The sequence below is a fragment of the Acrocarpospora catenulata genome (assembly GCF_018476525.1).
Lineage (GTDB): Bacteria > Actinomycetota > Actinomycetes > Streptosporangiales > Streptosporangiaceae > Acrocarpospora > Acrocarpospora catenulata.
The window spans coordinates 12,703-29,579 of sequence record NZ_JAHCST010000091.1 but is presented as its reverse complement, the minus strand read 5'-3'; the positions used below and the strand labels follow the sequence as shown (position 1 = coordinate 29,579).

The 16,877-nt window shown below is 69.0% G+C and carries 15 protein-coding genes; 4 read left to right on the top strand and 11 right to left on the bottom strand.

What is annotated here, in order from left to right:
• Positions 1-371: 371 nt before the first annotated feature.
• From KIP79_RS43640 to KIP79_RS43625, 4 genes are all read right to left on the bottom strand, one after another.
• Positions 372-1,655 (bottom strand): hypothetical protein, encoded by a 1,284-nt coding sequence (locus KIP79_RS43640; protein ID WP_250214838.1) that lies wholly within the window; start codon positions 1,653-1,655, stop codon positions 372-374.
• Between the two features lie 175 nt (positions 1,656-1,830).
• A complete protein-coding gene (gene argS, locus KIP79_RS43635) occupies positions 1,831-3,549 on the bottom strand; it encodes an arginine--tRNA ligase (protein WP_214110947.1) in 1,719 nt (572 codons plus the stop codon).
• A 46-nt stretch (positions 3,550-3,595) separates the two neighbouring features.
• The gene (gene plsX, locus KIP79_RS43630) at positions 3,596-4,684 is read right to left on the bottom strand and encodes a phosphate acyltransferase PlsX (RefSeq protein ID WP_250214830.1); all 1,089 of its coding nucleotides are present in this window, start codon (positions 4,682-4,684) and stop codon (positions 3,596-3,598) included.
• An 87-nt stretch (positions 4,685-4,771) separates the two neighbouring features.
• Positions 4,772-5,338, bottom strand: a complete 567-nt coding sequence (locus KIP79_RS43625) for a DUF1707 SHOCT-like domain-containing protein (RefSeq protein ID WP_308170218.1) — start codon at positions 5,336-5,338, stop codon at positions 4,772-4,774.
• A 183-nt stretch (positions 5,339-5,521) separates the two neighbouring features.
• On the opposite strand from KIP79_RS43625, the gene KIP79_RS43620 reads away from it, so the two are divergent.
• Positions 5,522-6,841: a KamA family radical SAM protein gene (locus KIP79_RS43620; protein WP_214110946.1), complete on the top strand. Its 1,320-nt coding sequence runs from the start codon at positions 5,522-5,524 to the stop codon at positions 6,839-6,841.
• A gap of 347 nt (positions 6,842-7,188) precedes the next feature.
• Positions 7,189-8,124 (top strand): hypothetical protein, encoded by a 936-nt coding sequence (locus KIP79_RS43615; protein ID WP_214110945.1) that lies wholly within the window; start codon positions 7,189-7,191, stop codon positions 8,122-8,124.
• 141 nt (positions 8,125-8,265) lie between these two features.
• Here the strand turns inward: KIP79_RS43615 and KIP79_RS43610 are convergent, their stop codons facing one another.
• From KIP79_RS43610 to KIP79_RS43590, 5 genes are all read right to left on the bottom strand, one after another.
• The gene (locus KIP79_RS43610) at positions 8,266-8,427 is read right to left on the bottom strand and encodes a hypothetical protein (protein ID WP_250214829.1); all 162 of its coding nucleotides are present in this window, start codon (positions 8,425-8,427) and stop codon (positions 8,266-8,268) included.
• Positions 8,428-8,521: 94 nt separating this feature from the next.
• Positions 8,522-9,058 carry a YbhB/YbcL family Raf kinase inhibitor-like protein gene (locus KIP79_RS43605; protein ID WP_308170217.1) on the bottom strand — a complete coding sequence of 179 codons (537 nt, stop codon included), beginning with the start codon at positions 9,056-9,058 and terminating at the stop codon, positions 8,522-8,524.
• A 115-nt stretch (positions 9,059-9,173) separates the two neighbouring features.
• A complete protein-coding gene (locus KIP79_RS43600) occupies positions 9,174-10,112 on the bottom strand; it encodes a hypothetical protein (protein ID WP_214110942.1) in 939 nt (312 codons plus the stop codon).
• 23 nt (positions 10,113-10,135) lie between these two features.
• Positions 10,136-10,657 (bottom strand): SigE family RNA polymerase sigma factor, encoded by a 522-nt coding sequence (locus KIP79_RS43595; protein ID WP_214110941.1) that lies wholly within the window; start codon positions 10,655-10,657, stop codon positions 10,136-10,138.
• A gap of 101 nt (positions 10,658-10,758) precedes the next feature.
• Positions 10,759-11,355: a TetR/AcrR family transcriptional regulator gene (locus KIP79_RS43590; RefSeq protein ID WP_214110940.1), complete on the bottom strand. Its 597-nt coding sequence runs from the start codon at positions 11,353-11,355 to the stop codon at positions 10,759-10,761.
• A 62-nt stretch (positions 11,356-11,417) separates the two neighbouring features.
• Between KIP79_RS43590 and KIP79_RS43585 the strand changes: the two genes are divergently transcribed.
• Complete coding sequence (locus tag KIP79_RS43585) at positions 11,418-12,917, top strand: FAD-dependent monooxygenase (protein WP_214110939.1); 1,500 nt, start codon at positions 11,418-11,420, stop codon at positions 12,915-12,917.
• 9 nt (positions 12,918-12,926) lie between these two features.
• On the opposite strand, the gene KIP79_RS43580 is transcribed toward KIP79_RS43585, so the two are convergent.
• Together KIP79_RS43580 and KIP79_RS43575 are read right to left on the bottom strand one after the other, a co-directional pair.
• The gene (locus KIP79_RS43580; RefSeq protein ID WP_214110938.1) at positions 12,927-13,718 is read right to left on the bottom strand and encodes an ABC transporter ATP-binding protein; all 792 of its coding nucleotides are present in this window, start codon (positions 13,716-13,718) and stop codon (positions 12,927-12,929) included.
• 10 nt (positions 13,719-13,728) lie between these two features.
• Positions 13,729-14,643, bottom strand: a complete 915-nt coding sequence (locus tag KIP79_RS43575) for an ABC transporter permease (protein WP_214110937.1) — start codon at positions 14,641-14,643, stop codon at positions 13,729-13,731.
• A gap of 474 nt (positions 14,644-15,117) precedes the next feature.
• On the opposite strand from KIP79_RS43575, the gene KIP79_RS43570 reads away from it, so the two are divergent.
• A complete protein-coding gene (locus KIP79_RS43570) occupies positions 15,118-16,782 on the top strand; it encodes a peptide ABC transporter substrate-binding protein (RefSeq protein ID WP_214110936.1) in 1,665 nt (554 codons plus the stop codon).
• The last annotated feature ends 95 nt before the right edge of the window (positions 16,783-16,877 follow it).

The window sequence follows — 16,877 nt, the reverse complement described above, 5'->3', positions numbered from 1 at the left end:
TCACACCGGGGTGCCACCGTCGACACCGCGCCGACGATCCCGACCGGACGGCCACCGCCCTCACACCGGGGTGCCACCGTCGACACCGCGCCGACGATCCCGACCGGGACGGCCACCGCCCTCACACCGGGGTGCCACCGTCGACACCGCGCCGACGATCCCGACCGGACGGCCACCGCCCTCACACCGGGGTGCCACCGTCGACACCGCGCCGACGATCCCGACCGGACGGCCACCGCCCTCACACCGGGGTGCCACCGTCGACACCGCGCCGACGATCCCGACCGGGACGGCCACCGCCCTCACACTGCGGTCGCTACTCGCAACCCGGGTCGCAAGGCCCCAATCAGGGGTCGCTGCCCCAATCCGGGTCAGCCGGCGCGAGGCCCCCGGCGAAGTAGGCGGGTGACCGCTGTGAGGTCGGCCTGGGCGCGTTCCTGGAGGGTCTTGGCTTCGCGTCCGTACTCGTGCAACGCCCACACCGCCCCCTGGGTCACCTCACGCAGGGAAGCCAACTCAGCCTCGATGGTCACCGCATCGGCGCGCTCCTGCTGCCTACGCCGCCACAACAACCACCAGGCCCACCCACAGACCGCCCCCCCACCCACGGCGAACGGCCAGGCCACGACGACCCCGAGCACCATCAGCACGACCCCGACGCCCGCCAGCGGATAAGCCCCCCGGAAAGCCATCCCACGCCGCGGCACTCGAGCCGCCACCCGGCGCTCAGCCTCGGCCAGAGTGGCCGCGTCGGGCCCGTCAGGCCGCAGCACGATCGCGTTCCCCAGAATCGGAACGGTGATCGACTCCGGCGGATCGACGAGAGTACTGGCGGCCAGCGACTCGGCCGCCGCCTTCACCACCGGCGCCGCCACGTGCAACGCCAGCGCCGCCAGATGAGGATCCGCCCCCGGTTGCACGTCATCGAGCAGATGCCCGGTAAGCGAGCTCAACGGCTCCGTCGGCCCGCCCTGCCCGATGAGGGTCCGGAGCACCGCCACCGGCTCGGTCTCCGGCCAGCGGGCGTCGGCGGGCGCCTGCCGTACCGAGGTGATCTCCTCGCAGCGGCCGCGGAGGCGGGCCAGCCGGGCGGCGGCCGTGACGGGGACGCCGAGGGCGGGGATCTGGGCGAGTTCCGGGAAGTCGGCCAGCGAAGGAGGCACCACCAGGCCGGGTTCGGCGGGCACCAGGGCCTTGAGCCAGGGATCCTGGTCCGGAGGCACCTCGACCGCGTCCAGCTTGCGCAGGACGAAGATCTTCCCGGCCGGTCCGTACGCCCCGCGGGCGGCGGCCAGCCAGAGGGCCCGCTGGCCGGCCGTGACCGGGTGGTCGGGGCTGAGGTCGCCGAAGGCGGTGCCGAGCCAGGAGGCGTGGATGCGGTCCCCGTGGCCGCAGACCGCCAGCGCCAGGCAGAGGAACAGGGAGGTGCGCTCCCCGTCCAGCTGGGCGGCCCTGGTCAGCGGCTCCAGCGCGTCCTCCCCCGCCATGATCCGCGCCAGCGCGTGCAGGGCGGGGGAGAGCCAGTAGTCCGGTACGTCCACGGGCGGCCGCGGGGGCGGGGTGCCCTCCGCGGTCAGGTGCACCAACAGGGCCCCGGCGTATCGGTGCAGCTCAGTCAGGTCGGCGTGGTCGCCGATCAAGTCGCTGACGTCCATGCTCACGCGTTACGCTCCCCGACGGTTTTAACGAGAAAAGCACAACCCCGACGACAAGGCTGTCCAGATCAAGCTTTTCTCATTAAGAGCCGAGTGTTCGCTGACCCTGCCCGGACACTCCCTTGACCGCGCCCAGCGTAGACGCCTGCCCCGCCGCCCGCCCGCAGGCGCGCCGTCACATCCGCTCGGGAACCTCGATTCCGAGCAGGTCGAGCCCTTGCACCAGCACCCGCAGGGTGAGCGCGGCCAGCGCCAGCCTGGACTGCCGGTCCTCCTCGCTGTCGGCCTTGAGCACCGGGCAGTTCTCGTAGAACGTGGTGAACGCGCTGGCCAGATCGAACAGGTACGCGCAGAGCTTGTGCGGCGCGTTGGCCTCGCCGACCTCGGCGACCACGGCCCCGAAGCCGAGCAACTGGAGGGCCAGCGCCCGTTCCGCGGGGTGGCCGATGACGATCGGGCCGTGGGGCTCAGCCGGGTCGAACCCGCCGCGCCGGAAGATCGAGCGGATGCGGGCGGTCGCGTACTGCAGGTACGGCCCGGTGTTGCCGGTCAGGGCGAGCATGCGGTCGAAGTCGAAGACGTACTCACTGTCGTGGCTGACCGACAGGTCGGCGTACTTGACCGCGCCCATGCCCACCGCGTGGCCGATCTCGGCCCGGGTGGCCTCGTCGTAGTCGCGGTCGACCAGGACGGCCGCCGCCCGCGTCTCCGCCTCCTCCAGCAGCTCCAGCAGCTTGATGGACTTGCCGGCCCTGGTCTTGAACATCTTGCCGTCGCTGCCCAGCACGCTGCCGATCTGCACGTGCTCGGCCCGCACCTCGTCGGGCAGCCAGCCGGCCAGCCGGGCGGAGGCGAACAGCATCTGCAGGTGCAGCGACTGGGTGACGCCGATCACGTAGATGATGCGGTCGGCCTTGAGGTCCTGGATCCGGTAGCGGATGGTGGCCAGGTCGGTGGTGGCGTAGCCGTACCCGCCGTCGCTCTTGCGGATCATGAACGGGAGCGGTTGGCCCTCGCGCCCGGTGAAGCCGGGCGGGAAGACGCAGAGCGCGCCGTCGCTGATCACGGCGATGCCCCGGCTCTCCAGCTCGTCGCAGACCTGGGCGAGCATGTGGTTGTACATGCTCTCGCCGGCGATGTCGTCGTCGGTGAGGGTGACCCCGAGCTCGGTGTAGACCTTGTTGAAGTAGCGGATCGTGGCGTTCATGAAGATGTGCCAGAGCCGCATGGTCTCCGGGTCCTCCGCCTGGAGGGTGACCACCCGGGCCCGGGCGCGCTCGTTGAACGCGGGGTCGCTGTCGAACTTGGCGCGGGCCGCCTGGTAGTACGGGTTGCCCTCACCGGCCTCCAGCTGCGCGACGGCGGCGGCCTCGCCCATGTCGAGTAGGTGCTCGATCAGCATGCCGAACGGCGTGCCCCAGTCGCCCAGGTGGTTCTGCCGGATCACCCGGTGCCCCAGGTGCGCCTGGACGCGGACCAGGGCGTCGCCGACCACGGTGGTGCGCAGGTGGCCGACGTGCATCTCCTTGGCGGCGTTGGGCGCGGAGTAGTCGACCACGACGGTGGCCGGGGTCTCGACGGGCACGCCGAGCCGGTCGTCGGCCAGCTGCTCGGCTGCCTGGGCGGCCAGCCAGCCGTCGGACAGGGTGAGGTTGACGAAGCCGGGGCCGCTGATCTCCACGGTGCCGGGGATGTCGATGTTGTCGGCGATGGCCTGGGCGACCTCCCGCGGTGCCCGCCCGAGTCGTCGCGCCAGGCTCATCGCGACGTTCGCCTGGTAGTCGGCGAACTGGGAGGGCCTGATCAGCGGGTCTTCGGCGGCGTACTCCGGCCCGAAGGCGGCGGCCAGCGCACGCTGGACGCCTTCGGCGAGCACGAGTTGCGGGTCGGTCATGAGTAAAGCCTATCGAGGCTCACCAGCACCGGCGCGCGGATAAAACTCACCAGCGGCGGTGCGCCCGCGCGGTGGCCGCGATGCGCTCGCCGACCCTGGCCACCACCTTGCCCGCGGCCAGCCGCGCGGCCAGCTGGCAGGCCGCCGCGATGCCCCTGGCCTGCGCGGCGCCGTGCGCGATCACCACGGTCCCGGTCAGCCCGAGCAGTACGGCGCCGCCGTGCGCCTCGGGGTCCAGGCGCCGGTAGAGCTCGCGTAGCCGGGAGCGCTGGAGCAGGCCGCCGAACCGGGCCACGGGGCTGTCGGCGACGCTCTCCCTGAGCTGGCCGAAGGCGTACCGGACGCTGCCCTCCATGGTCTTCAGGGCGATGTTGCCGGTGAAGCCGTCGGCGACGATCACGTCGACCTTGCCGGTGAGCAGGTCGTGGCCCTCGACGTTGCCGGCGAAGTCCAGGCCGTGGTGGCCGGACGCGAGCAGTTCGTGGGCGCGTTTGACGAGCTTGTTGCCCTTCTCGGCCTCGGCGCCGATGGTCAGCAGGCCGATCCGGGGGTGTTTCACGCCAAGTACGGCCTCCACGTAGGCCGCGCCGAGCTGGGCGAACTGCAGGAGCATCTCCGGTTTGGCGTCGGCGGTGGCGCCGGCGTCCAGCAGGATGGTCGGGTTGGGCAGGGTGGGCAGGGCGACCGCGATGGCGGGGCGGAGCACGCCGTGCTGGACCTTCAGGCGGAGCTTGGCGGTGGCGACCACCCCGGCGGTGGAGCCGGCCGAGACCACGGCGGCGGCGTCGCCGCGCCGGAGCAGGTGGCAGGCGACCGCGATGCTGGAGCGCGGGCGGCGCAGGCTGGCCAGCGCGCCCTCGTCCATGGCCAGGGTCTCCTCGGCCCGGACGATCGGCACCTCGGCGGTGGCGCCGTGCCGGGAGAGCGCCTCGTAGAGCACCCGCGGCTGGCCCACCAGGACCACGGGCACGCCGTGTTCCCGTACGGCCAGCACGGCGCCGGCCACGATCTCGGCGGGGGCGTGGTCGCCCCCCATCGCGTCCAGGGCGATCGGCGTGGGGGTTGTCGGTGGTTGTGCGGTCGGCAGCTGTGCGGTCAGGGGCGCGTTGCCGGGCGGCGCGTCAGGCGCCGGCATGTGGTTCCATCGCGGGTCGTGACACAGCGCCGTCCTATCGAAGATTTCTTCTGCATCGTAGGTCCGGCTGCCCCGGGACGGTGCTCGCTACCCGCGCAGGTTCCAGTCTGTGACCTTGCGCGAGACGATGACTTTTCCGAATCTGGCACTTCCGGTCACCCGGATGAGCGGCCCGTCCTCGATCCTGCCGCCGCTGACGTGGCGCTTGGAGAACAGCGCGCTGCCCTCGTCGATCACGTTGGCGTTCTCCGGGACCCGGACGATGAGCTTGCCGCAGAACGAGTTGAGCTCCAGCGTGATCTCCCGGCCGGGGAGCACGCTCTCGGTCAGGTCGACGATGAGCGCGCCGAAGACCGCGTTGAAGGTGGTGTGCCGGCCGGGCACCCAGCGCCCGCCGCGGATCACCTTGCTGAAGACCGCGGAGACCTCCTGCCGGGCGGTCTCCCCGGCCATGCCCGGGCGGACGACCTCGGGGGGCAGGTCACTGGTGATCGGGACGAGGTCCCCGACGGTGACGGCGGAGTAGGTGGCTTCCAGCCGGTTGGCGTGCTCGGTGCTGGTCAGCCGTCCGGTGGCTAGTCCTTCGCCGAGGATGGCGGCGACACGGTCACGGTCGGCGTCGGAGGCACGCTGACCAGGGTCGTTGACTATCACACCGGCAGGCTACCGCACCTCGCGATATATCGCGAGATTGGGTCAAGGTTTGACAAAGGATTTTGCAGTTCCGTGGAAGTGCCTGTGGGAACTCATTGCACCCGGTATATGAGTTGCCTAGACGCCTGAACGCGACAGTTGGTTTACATCGGTTCGGGAAAACTATCGGGAGGGGAAGGCCGCGTGATCTTCGCAGAGGGAACCCGAGGCTTCCGGGCCTACACCGGCAAACACCTTGACGACCTGCTGAGCAGGGCGGGCCTGACCGAGGAGGCCCGGCTGCGGGCCGCCGCGGTGGCCACCGTGCTCCCGTTCCGCACCAACGCGTACGTGGTGGAGGAGCTGATCGACTGGTCGGCGGTGCCCGACGATCCCATCTACCGGCTGGTCTTCCCGCAGGACGACATGCTGCCCGAACCCGACGTGGCCCGGCTGGCCGCGCTGCTGCGCGACGGCGCCCCGGCCGGTGCGGTCCAGGCCGCGGCGGCTGAGGTACGGCGCAGCCTCAACCCGCACCCGGCCGGGCAGACCACGCTCAACGTGCCCAAGGTCGGCGCGGAGCCGGTGCCGGGCATGCAGCACAAATATCCCGAGACCGTGCTCTTCTTTCCGAAGCAGGGGCAGACTTGTCACGCGTACTGCACCTACTGCTTCCGGTGGGCGCAGTTCATCGGGGAGCCGGAGCTGAAGTTCGCCTCCGGGGACGTGTCCGGGCTCGTCGGGTACCTCCAGGCGCATCCGGAGGTGACCAGCGTGCTGTTCACCGGCGGGGATCCCATGATCATGGGGGAGGCGGTGCTCCGGCGGTACGTGGAGCCGCTGCTGAAGATGGAGCAGATCGAGTCCATCCGGATCGGGACGAAGTCGCTGGCGTACTGGCCTGGCCGGTTCGTCACCGACCCGGACGCGGCGGCCACGCTCCGGCTGTTCGAAGAGGTGGTGGCCGCGGGGAAGAACCTCGCGTTCATGGCGCACTTCTCGCATCCCCGGGAGCTGGAGCCCGCGATCGTGGCGGCGGCGGTGCGGCGGGTGCTGGACACCGGGGCGGTCATCCGCACCCAGGCGCCGCTGATCCGGTCGATCAACGACGAGGCCGCGGCCTGGGCGGGGATGTGGCGGCGGCAGAACGCGCTCGGCATGGTGCCGTACTACATGTTCGTGGAGCGGGACACCGGGCCGCGGGACTACTTCGCGGTGCCGCTCGCCCGGGCGTACGAGATCTTCCGGGACGCCTACGCGCAGGTGTCCGGGCTCTGCCGTACCGTGCGCGGGCCCTCCATGTCGGCCACGCCCGGCAAGGTGTGCGTGGACGGGGTGGCCGAGGTGGCCGGGGAGCGGGTGTTCGTGCTCCACCTCATCCAGGCCCGCGATCCCGAGCTGGTCGGGCGGCCGTTCTTCGCCCGGTACGACCCGAGTGCGGTCTGGCTCTCCGATCTGCGGCCGGCCTTCGACGACCGGTTCCCCTTCGAGCCCGCCGCGGAGATGGCCCGGCTCAGTGCCTGACCGAATTCACCGAGTTCGCTGCGTTCACTGAGTTCAAGGAGGCGGAAAATCTGTTCCTCCGGCCCGGGAGGCACGTTTACCGAGCCTTTCTCCCGGGCCGGTGCGCATCTCGCCGCATGTCTCGCCAAAACCGGCTCTATGCCGATGACCAGTGAGTGAGCCTTCACGCTTCCATTTCCGGAATTACCGGGCGCGCTGCCTTCCCCGGACCAAGTGAGCTGCGGATTTGGCCCCGGCCGCCGTGGTGGTAGAACTTCGGCCTAGCCAATCAGCCGGCGTGTGCTGCGCCGGTCACGGGGGTTCTTAGCTCTTGTTCCGGAAACCGGAACAAGCCGGGAAGGCAAATCATGAAGCGAATGATCAAGACCGCCATCGCGGTGGCGACTTTCGGCCTGGCGGCCGCGGTCGCCGCGCCCGCCGTGGCGCTGTCGCACAACCCCGCCGCCGTGGCGGTGACGCCGGCGAGCAACCCGATCATGGGCCTGCTCGCGGCCGACGGGTCGAGGGACCCGATCAGCGGCCTGCTCGGGGATCTGTTCGCGGGTGGCGGCAACCCGCTCGCCACGGTCGGCGGCGGCAACCCGCTCGGCGGGCCCGACCCGCTCAGCTCGTTCGGCGGGCTGACCGGGGGCATCGGCAACCCGGTGGACCAGCTGACCGGGTCGCTCAGTGGCGTCACCGGCGCCCTGCCGCAGGCGCCGGCCTCCCTGCCGGTGGTGGCCGGCCAGCCGAAGGCGCCGGGCGTGCTGCGCACGGCGGCCCAGCCCGCGGACGTGGCCTGCATGATGGAGGCGATCCAGGCGGCGCGGGCCGCGGTGCCGGTGACGATGTGTGAGGCCCCGGTCGGCGGCATGGTCCGCGACGCGGTGCACACCGCCGCCCAGCTCACCACGCTCGGCAAGGACATGACCGGCACGCTTGGGAGCCACGGCACGCTCGGCGCCGTGACGAGTGGTGTGCGGCAGCCGAAGGTCGCCGATGTCACCCAGGCCACCCAGTTCGGCAACCTGGCCGAGGGGGTTCCGGCGCTGGGCGATCTCGTCCTGCTCGCCTCGGTCAAGCCGGTCACCGAGACGGCCGAGGCGGTCGCTGAGACGGCGGAGACGGTCGCCGGTGGGAAGCCCGCCGGGCTCGCCGTGCGTCCGGCCGTCGGGGCCGTTCAGGACGGCCGGCTCACCTCGGCCCGGGCGACAGTGGGCCGCGTCGTCAAGGACGTCTCCGGTTCGATCCCCGGCCTGTCCCACGGGCTCACCCTGGACTCCCCTGCCGTGATCACGAACTAGCGGGCCTCGCCCCGTCCCCCTCCCCGGACACGTTGGCGTGGCCAAGTCAGCGTTCCCGGTTCCACAAGTACCCCATGCAGCGACGGCCGGTGTCCCCCAGGGGAGACACCGGCCGTATGTCGTTCTATCGGTGGCTGTCGCTCAGGCCCCAGGGGGGCGGATAGATGTGCGGCGAGCTATCTGGGCCTGCAGGCGGGCCATCTGCCAGTGCAGCTCAACCAGCTGCGCGGCCAGCAGGCCCCTGGGTAGTTCCGACGGGTCCTCGGCGGCCAGATGATCTATGGCCGTCATCAGCTCACTCATCCCGCCCTCCCAATCCATCGCGGTCTATCCTTAGATCGAATCTCCGTTCGAATCATAGTGGAACAGCCGCCGCTGGTGCATCACTTTGCTCGTGTCAGCTTTCGAAAACAGGTGCGAGATAGCCGCGGGCGAGCGTGTTGGCGGTGACGTTGAAGCCGACCACCGCCGGCGGGGTGTCGCTGTCGACGCCGAGCGTCTCCACGCTCAGGGCGTGTACGGCGAACAGGTAGCGGTGGGGGGTGCCGGGGGGCGGGGCCGCGCCGCCGTACTCCTTGGTGGCGAAGTCGCTGCGGGCGTGGATGGCGCCCTGTGGGAGGCCCTTGAAGTCCGGGGCGCTGCCGGCTCCGGTCGGGAGCTCGGTCACCGTCGCGGGGATGTCGAACAGCACCCAGTGCCAGAAGCCCGAGCCGGTGGGGGCGTCCGGGTCGAAGCAGGTGACCGCGTAGCTCTTGGTGCCCTCGGGGGCGCCCGACCAGCGCAGGTGCGGTGAGAGGTTCTGGCCCTCGAAGCCCCAGCCGTTGAAGACGTGGGCGTTGGGCAGGGTTACGCCGTCGCTGACGTCGTCGCTCTCGACGGTCAGTTCCGGGACCTCAGGCAGATGGTCATAGGGGATGGGTGGTGGCGTGGGCACGACTCGTCTCCGTACACGATGTTGATCTCCCTGTCGCCTCCATCCTCCAACCATCCGTCGTCTCCCGCCAAGTTGCGCGCCGGGAGGCCACTGGGCCTCCCGGCGGTCGAGCGGGTCAGGACTGCTTGGCGGCCGGCTCCTCCTTCAGTTTCTGCTCCTTGAACTGCTTCTCGGCCGCGGTGCCCTCGGACTCGACGGCCCCCTTCTCGGCCCCCTCGGCCTTCCTGTCGGCGGGCCTGTCGCCGGCCGGATCGGTCTTCTCGACCGGCTTGCCGGGGCCCTTCGGACCCTCCGGCTTCCCGATCTGGTCGGCGGGCGGGGCCTCGACCGTGACGGCGGTGCCGAAGTCGGTGAAGGTCATGGTGTTGGTGTTGCCATCGTCGAAGGTGACCTCCAAGCGGCGGACCCGTCCCTGATCGTCCACGTCCACGGTGCCGGAGGCGGACACGGGCGGGTCGGACTTCTCGCCGTTCAGGGCGAAGGTGAAGCGTGTGCCCGTCCAGCCGTCGCCGGTGGCGGGGGCGCTTTCCTCGACGTTGGTGGCGCTGCGGAGATTCTGGAGGGCAACCTGTGGGTCCAGGGGGGCGGTCTTGACCAGGATGACGGCCGGTGCGTCGAACATGTTCACGTTGTCTGTTCCCGGAGGGGTGTATTCCTCGGCCATCCATTTGGCGTCGGCGCTCTGCTTGGTGTAGGCAACGTCGCCGACGAAGCGGGTTTCGCCGCCGTCCTCCACCCGGGTGATGACACCCATGCGGCGGGCGGGGTCGAAGGCGCCCTCGAAGTTCCTGGTGCCCCCTGAGGTGCCATGGAAGCGGTAGCTCTCCTGGCTGGTGGTTTCGACCGCGGCCATCACGTGGGCGTACGCCGAGGTCTGGGCGGGGAGGATCAGGGCGATCGCGCTCACCACGGCGGCCACGGCCAGGGTGGCGATCGCCGGGATGAGGATGCGGGCCGGTCTGCGGCTGGGCATCCTCGCGGGGAGGAGTTGGATGCCCGGGGGGCGGTCGGCGGTGGCTCTGGTGAGCAGGGTGCGGATCTCTTTCTCTGACATGTACGGCTCCTGGTGTCGGTCTGTCACCGGGTCACACTCCCTTCCTCCTCGATTCGGTTGACCAGGGTTTCCGGGGAGATCAGCTGCCGCATGGCCCGCAGGCCGCGATGGGTGTGGCTTTTCACCGTGCCCAGCGAGCACCCCATGAGATCGGCGACCTCCGCCTCTGAGAGGTCGGCGAAGAACCGCAGCACCAGCGCCGTGCGCTGCCTGGCCGGTAACCGCGCCAACGCCTTCCTGACGTCCTCCGCGATGGCTCTGGTCTCTCCCAGGTCTCGTCCATCGGTCAGATCAGGTAACTCGGCCCGCGGGATCTCCCGCCTCCATCGAGCCCGCCACCACGACCGATGCGTGTTGACGATGATCCGCCGTAGGTAGGCATCCGGATCACTGCTGGTATCCAGCCGCCCCCACGCCCGGTACAGCTTCCCCAGACACGACTGCACCAGATCCTCAGCCGCATGCCAGTCCCCGGTAAGCAACACCGCCGTCCGCAGATGATGCTCCCCGCGCCGCCGCACGAACTCCACGAACTCCACTTCCACCGCCTCCTCCTCTCCCTGGGCCACCCCCCTGACACCCCCCAACCCCCACCCCAGGTTGACCGCGGGGAGAGTTCCGATAATCGAGATGGGTGAAGCGGGGGTTACCGCAGTTGGGTGAAGGCCTGGTCGGCGTCGGCGACGGCTTCGGGGTGGACGTCGTGGGCGGATCGGCCGTCGGCGATTTTCTGCCAGTTGGTTCGGGCGAGGACTCGTTGGACCGCGAGTACCTGGGCGGCTTGTAGTCGTGCCTCGATGCCTGGGCCGAGGGCGTCCGCCAGCGCCTCCTCGTCCTCCAGCAGGTACTGGGTGAGCCGTCCCGCCAGGCTCGGGGTGGTGAACACCAGCCGATGGAACGCCACCACTACGGGGTGATCGTTGAGGCCGGTGACGGGCTCGTGGCGGTCGAGGCCGTCCCGGAAGTGCCGGTGCAGTGCCGTGACCGGTGCGACGCCGGGCGGGCGGTCACGTACGACGCGGGCGGCCTCACCGTTGTGATCCGCGAATCGGTGCAGCACCAGGTCTTCCTTGGTCGCGAAGTACCGGAAGAGGGTCGGTTTGGAGACCTCGGCCGCCGCGGCGATGTCGTTGATCGAGACCTGGTCGAAGCCGTGCGCCAGGAACAGCGAGATCGCCGCGTCGGCGATGGCGTCGTGGGTTCGCGCCTTCTTGCGGGCCCGCAGGCCCGTCGGCTCGATCATCTGAACAGCGTAACATTAGTGACCCGGTTGCTTTTTTAACCCGGTAACGTTTTGATGGGCGGGTGACTCAGACAGATGTCCTCGTGGTTGGCGCCGGCCCGACCGGCCTGACGCTCGCGTGTGATCTTGCCCGGCGTGGCGTCGCGGTGCGCATCGTCGATCGGGCCCAGGAGTTTCCTGGCGGTTCCCGCGGTAAGGGACTGAGCCCGCGCAGCCTGGAAGTGTTCGACGACCTCGCGGTGATCGGCCGAATGCTGGCCTCCGGGATCACCCACCTGCCGCATCGCAAGTACCAGGGTGCGGAGGTGATCGCTGAGATCGATCCCGAGGCCGGATTGGTGCCTACGCCCGACATCCCGTACCCGACCGGCCTGATGATCCCCCAGTGGCGGGTGGAGCAGATCCTGCGTGAGCGGCTGGCCGACTTCGGCGTCGCCGTCGAACTGGGCGCCGAACTGCGCGGCTTCAGCCAGCACGCCGACGGCGTGACCGCCACGGTCGGCGAAGCCCAGATCCAGGCGCGGTATCTGGTCGGCTGCGACGGCGGACGCAGCACCGTCCGCAGAACACTCGGCCTGAGTCTGCGCGGCGAGACGCCGGACATCCAGCTCATGGCCGTCGGCGATGTCGAGGTCGAGGGGCTTGGCCGCGACGCCTGGCACCAGTGGCTCACCCGCGACGGCGGGATCATGCTCTGCCCGCTCCCCGGCACCGACGCCTTCCAGGTGCAGGCATCACATGAACTCGACCAGGACGGTTCGCCGCTCGAACCGACCCTGGAACGATTCCAGCAGACCTTCGACCGGATCGCCGGCGTTCCGGGCGTGCGCCTGCACAGCCTGGCGTGGCGCTCCAGCTACCGGGTCAACGTTCGCATGGTCGACCAACTCCAGGTGGGCCGCGTGTTCCTCGCCGGTGACGCCGCGCACGTCCACCCGATCGCGGGTGGTCTCGGCATGAACAGCGGGATCCAGGACGCCTACAACCTCGGCTGGAAGCTGGGCCTCGTGCTCGCCGGCAAGGCCACGTCAGGCCTGCTCGACACCTACGAAGAGGAACGGCTGCCGATCGCGAGCTGGCTACTCGACATCACTTCGGAAGTGCTCCACGCCGTTCTCGAGGCGATCAAGGAGAAGGGCGGCGGCATGGACGCCGGGGCCACGCGCGAACTCACCCAGCTCATGCTCCGATACCCGTGGAGCCGGCTCTCCCGCCAGACCGCAAGCCGGCCCACCGGACCTCGACCGGGCGACCGGGCACCGGACGCGCCGCTCCGCGACCCCGCCACCGGCACGCCGACTCGCCTCTTCGATCTCTTCCGTGGACCGCACTTCACGCTGCTCGGCCTTGGCGAACGCTGCGCCCCGGTGGTCGGCGACGTCGGCTCCGACATCGTCAAGCCCTACCTGGTCGGGCCGGGCGGCCTCCTGGACGACGGCGGGCACGTGGCACAGGCGTACGGCACCGACGCCTTGATCCTCATTCGCCCGGACGGACACATCGGGCTGGTCGCCCACCCAACGGAAACGGGAAGCGTTGGGGAGTATCTGCGCTCCCTGTGAAGGGGATCGTCACGCCTTGTTGTAGGCGGCGATGACTTCCTTGGGGTCGCCGTCCATCTTGATTTTGCCCTTGTGGAGCCAGATGACGCGGTTGCAGGTGTCCTCGATGACGTCGAGGTTGTGCGCGACGAGGAAGACGGTGCCGGCGGATTCGCGCATCTGCATGATGCGTTCCTGGGACTTGCGTTTGAATTCGCGGTCGCCGGTGGCGAGGGCCTCGTCGATGAGGAGGACGTCGTGGGTCTTGGCGGAGGCGATGGCGAAGCGGAGGCGGGCGCCCATGCCGGAGGAGTAGGTGGACATGGGGAACTGGACGAACTCCCCGATGCCGGAGAAGTCGACGATGTCGTCGTACTTAGCGCGGACCTCGGCGGGGTTCATGCCCATCGCGTAGCAGCCGAGCACGATGTTCCGCTCGCCGGTGAGCTCCTTCATGAGGGCCGCGTTGACGCCGAGCAGGGACGGCTGCCCGTCGGTGTAGACGGCGCCCTTGTGCGGGGGCAGCAGCCCGGCGATGGCCCGCAGCAGGGTGGACTTGCCGGAGCCGTTGCGGCCGATGATGCCGATGGCGTCGCCGTGCGTGGCCACGAAGGAGACGCCCTTGACGGCGTGGATCTCCTTCATCTGCGGACGCCCCTGGCGGCGGAGCAGCCGGAGCAGCGCGGTGGCGGCGTTGCCCTTCTCGGCCTCGCTGGTCGAGCCGTACACCTTGTAGACGATGTGGAGGTCGTCCACGATGACCGTGGGCGTGCCCGTGTGCGGCACCCTGGGCTCCTCGGCGGCCGCCAGTGCCTTTTCCATTGCTTCCGCCTCAGCCACGGCCGTACCTCTCCTCAGCCCGCCAGAAGAACCAGAAGCCGATGACAAGCGCGAACACCGCCCAGAATATGGCAGTCGACCAGGCCCACATGGGTGGATCATGGTCGTGAATAAGGATGTCACGCATTAGTTCGATGAAGGCCGCCGCCGGATTGAGCTCCAGGATGTAGCGGATGAAGCTCATCGACTCCGGCAGGTCCGCGACCCGGCTCGGGATGCTGAAGAAGACCCCGGAGGCGTACAGCCAGGTCCGCATGATGAACGGCAGGAGCTGGTTCATGTCCCGGGCGAACGCGCCGACGCGGGCCATGAACAGGCTGGCGCCGATGTTGAAGACCAGTTGGAGGGAGAGGGCGACGGGGATGAGCAGCCAGGCGATGGTGACCGTCTCGCCGGTCAGCAGCACGATGCCCATCAGCACGCCCATCGACCAGGCCAGCTGCTGGAGCTCCTGGACCGCGTAGGCCAGCGGCAGCGCCGCGCGCGGGAAGTGCAGGGCCCGGATCATCGACAGGTTGCCGGAGATCGACTTGGCCCCGCCGCTCACCGTGCGCTGGGTGAAGGTGAAGATGAACACCCCGGTGATCAGGAACGCGGTGTAGTTCTCGATGTCCTTCTTCTGGTTCAGGATCACGCCGAACATCAGGTAGTAGACGCCGGCGTTGAGCAGCGGGGTGAGCAGCTGCCAGAGCTGGCCGAGCGCCGAGTCGGAGTACTTCGACACGTTCCGCGAGGTCGCGTACTTGAGCACGAAGTGTCGCCGGGCCCAGAGCTGGCGGACATAGGTGGGCAGGCTCGGCCGCGCGATGGCACGGCGAAGCCCATGGCGGCGGGCAAGCTCGGCCAGCGAACCCGTCGCTTGGCCGCCCGCCTGGGCGTCCGCGACGGCGGATTCCGGCTGGCTCATGGCATGGACTCTATTGGATGCTGGTGAACGAGAAGCCTGCGATGGTCATCCGCCTGCTCCTCACAGTGGATCCGTACGGCCGCCGCGGCCCAGTACGCCACAGCTTGGTCAACCGTAGCCCAAGCCGTCCTGATATGGGGACAAGAGTGAGGCCTGTCCCACCATGTGGCCCCCAGGGCTTGACCTTCCAAACGTTATGTGTACCTTGTTGGGTGGTTTGTGGCTTTTGCGGCGTTTAAGCCACCCGTGTTGGTATGCGTATGACGCCCGACAGACGCACGTGTGACCGAACTGCAACGCAGCAGAGACAAGTCTGGTGCAGGTGGTGAGGGATGCTCGCGGACGACTGGCAGGGCGTCAGCTGCCTTGACCGCGTCTGCAAATCCTGGACCTCATAAGGGGCCAGGGGGTGCGCAACGGACGTTGTCGCAGCTCAGCGCCAACGCCCATTCCTTGAGGGAGGATCAACTCACTATGCGCGTAACCAAGGGCGCAAAGTTCATCGCCGGCTCCGCGCTGCTTATGCTCGCGGTCGCCGCCTGTGGCGGCGGCGAGAGCCCCTCGACCCCGGGCGGCGGTGGCACCACCACCGCGCAGCCGGTGCGGGTCGAGATCGCCGAGCCTCAGCACGAGCTCGTTCCCGGCAACACCGCGGAGACCAGCGGCGCCGAGGTGCTCAACGCCCTTTTCATCGGCCTTGTTAACTACGACGCGGACAAGAAGCCGGTCAACCAGATCGCCGAGACGATCACATCTGATGACCAGGTCAACTGGACCATCAAGCTCAAGGATGGCTACAAGTTCCACGACGGCACCCCCGTCGACGCGCAGAGCTTCGTGGACTCCTGGAACTACACCGCGAACGGCGCCAACGCCTATGAGGGCAACTACTTCATGGGCAGCATCGTGGGCTACGACGAGATGAACCCGGTGGACCCGGACGGCGAGGGCCCGCAGGAGGCCCCGGCGGCGACCGCGACCTCGCTCTCCGGTCTGAAGGTCGTCGACAACCTGACCTTCACGGTCGCCCTGAAGAACCCCTTCTCCGGCTTCCCGACCATGCTGGGCTACACCGCCTTCTACCCGATGCCCAAGGCCGCCTTCGGCCCCGACGGCAAGGTCACCGAGGCGTACGGCAAGAGCCCGGTCGGCAACGGCCCCTTCAAGATGGCCAAGCCGTGGGAGCGCGGCAAGGACCAGTCCATCTCCGTCGTCCGCTACGACGAGTTCAAGGAGGGGCAGGCCAAGCTCGACGCGGTCGACTTCATGATCTACACCGACCTGGCCACCGCCTACCGCGACCTGCAGGCCGGCAACCTGGACATCATGGACCAGCTGCCCGCTGAGGCCATCGGCAGCGCCAAGGCCGAGTTCGGCGACCGCTACATCGAGCAGCCCTCCTCCGGTGTCGGCTACATCGGCTTCCCGATCAAGACCGGCGCCGACTACGCCAAGAGCGCCGACATCCGTAAGGCCATCTCGATGGCCATCGACCGCAAGACGATCACCGAGACCGTCTTCTCCGGCACCCGGGTGCCCGCCGACGACTTCATCAGCCCGGTCGTCTCCGGTTACCGCCAGGGCGCCTGCGGCGAGGCCTGCACCTACGACCCGGTCAAGGCCAAGGAGCTGTTCGACAGCGCCGGCGGCGCCAAGATGGGCGCGATTGAGCTCGGCTACAACGCGGACGGCGGCCACAAGGAGTGGATCGAGGCCGTGGCCAACAACCTCCGCACCAACCTGGGCGCCGAGGTGACCCCCAAGCCGGTCGAGAAGTTCGCCACCATCCTCGACGACCTGGGCGCCAAGAAGTGGAAGGGCGCCTTCCGGATGGCGTGGATCATGGACTACCCGTCGCCGGAGAACTACCTGAAGCCGATCTTCGCCGCCAAGGCCAGCTCGAACTACTCGGGCTTCGACGACAAGGCGTTCGAGGAGCACATCAAGGCCGGTGACTCGGCGAAGACCCTGGAGGAGGGCATCGCCGCCTACCAGGCCGCGGACGACATCCTGCTCAAGGAACTGCCCTACATTCCGGTCTACTTCTACCAGACCAACGGCGCCTTCTCGCAGAACGTGAAGAACGTGAAGATCGACCCGTTTGAGCGGATCGAGCTCTTCAACGTCGAGAGAGCGTAACCGGTTTCCATCGGTAACCATCCCGGGTGGCTATTGAGTCGCCCGGGGTGGACCATCACTCTTGAGGGCAGCCCGCTCGGTTGCGTGTGGGCTGC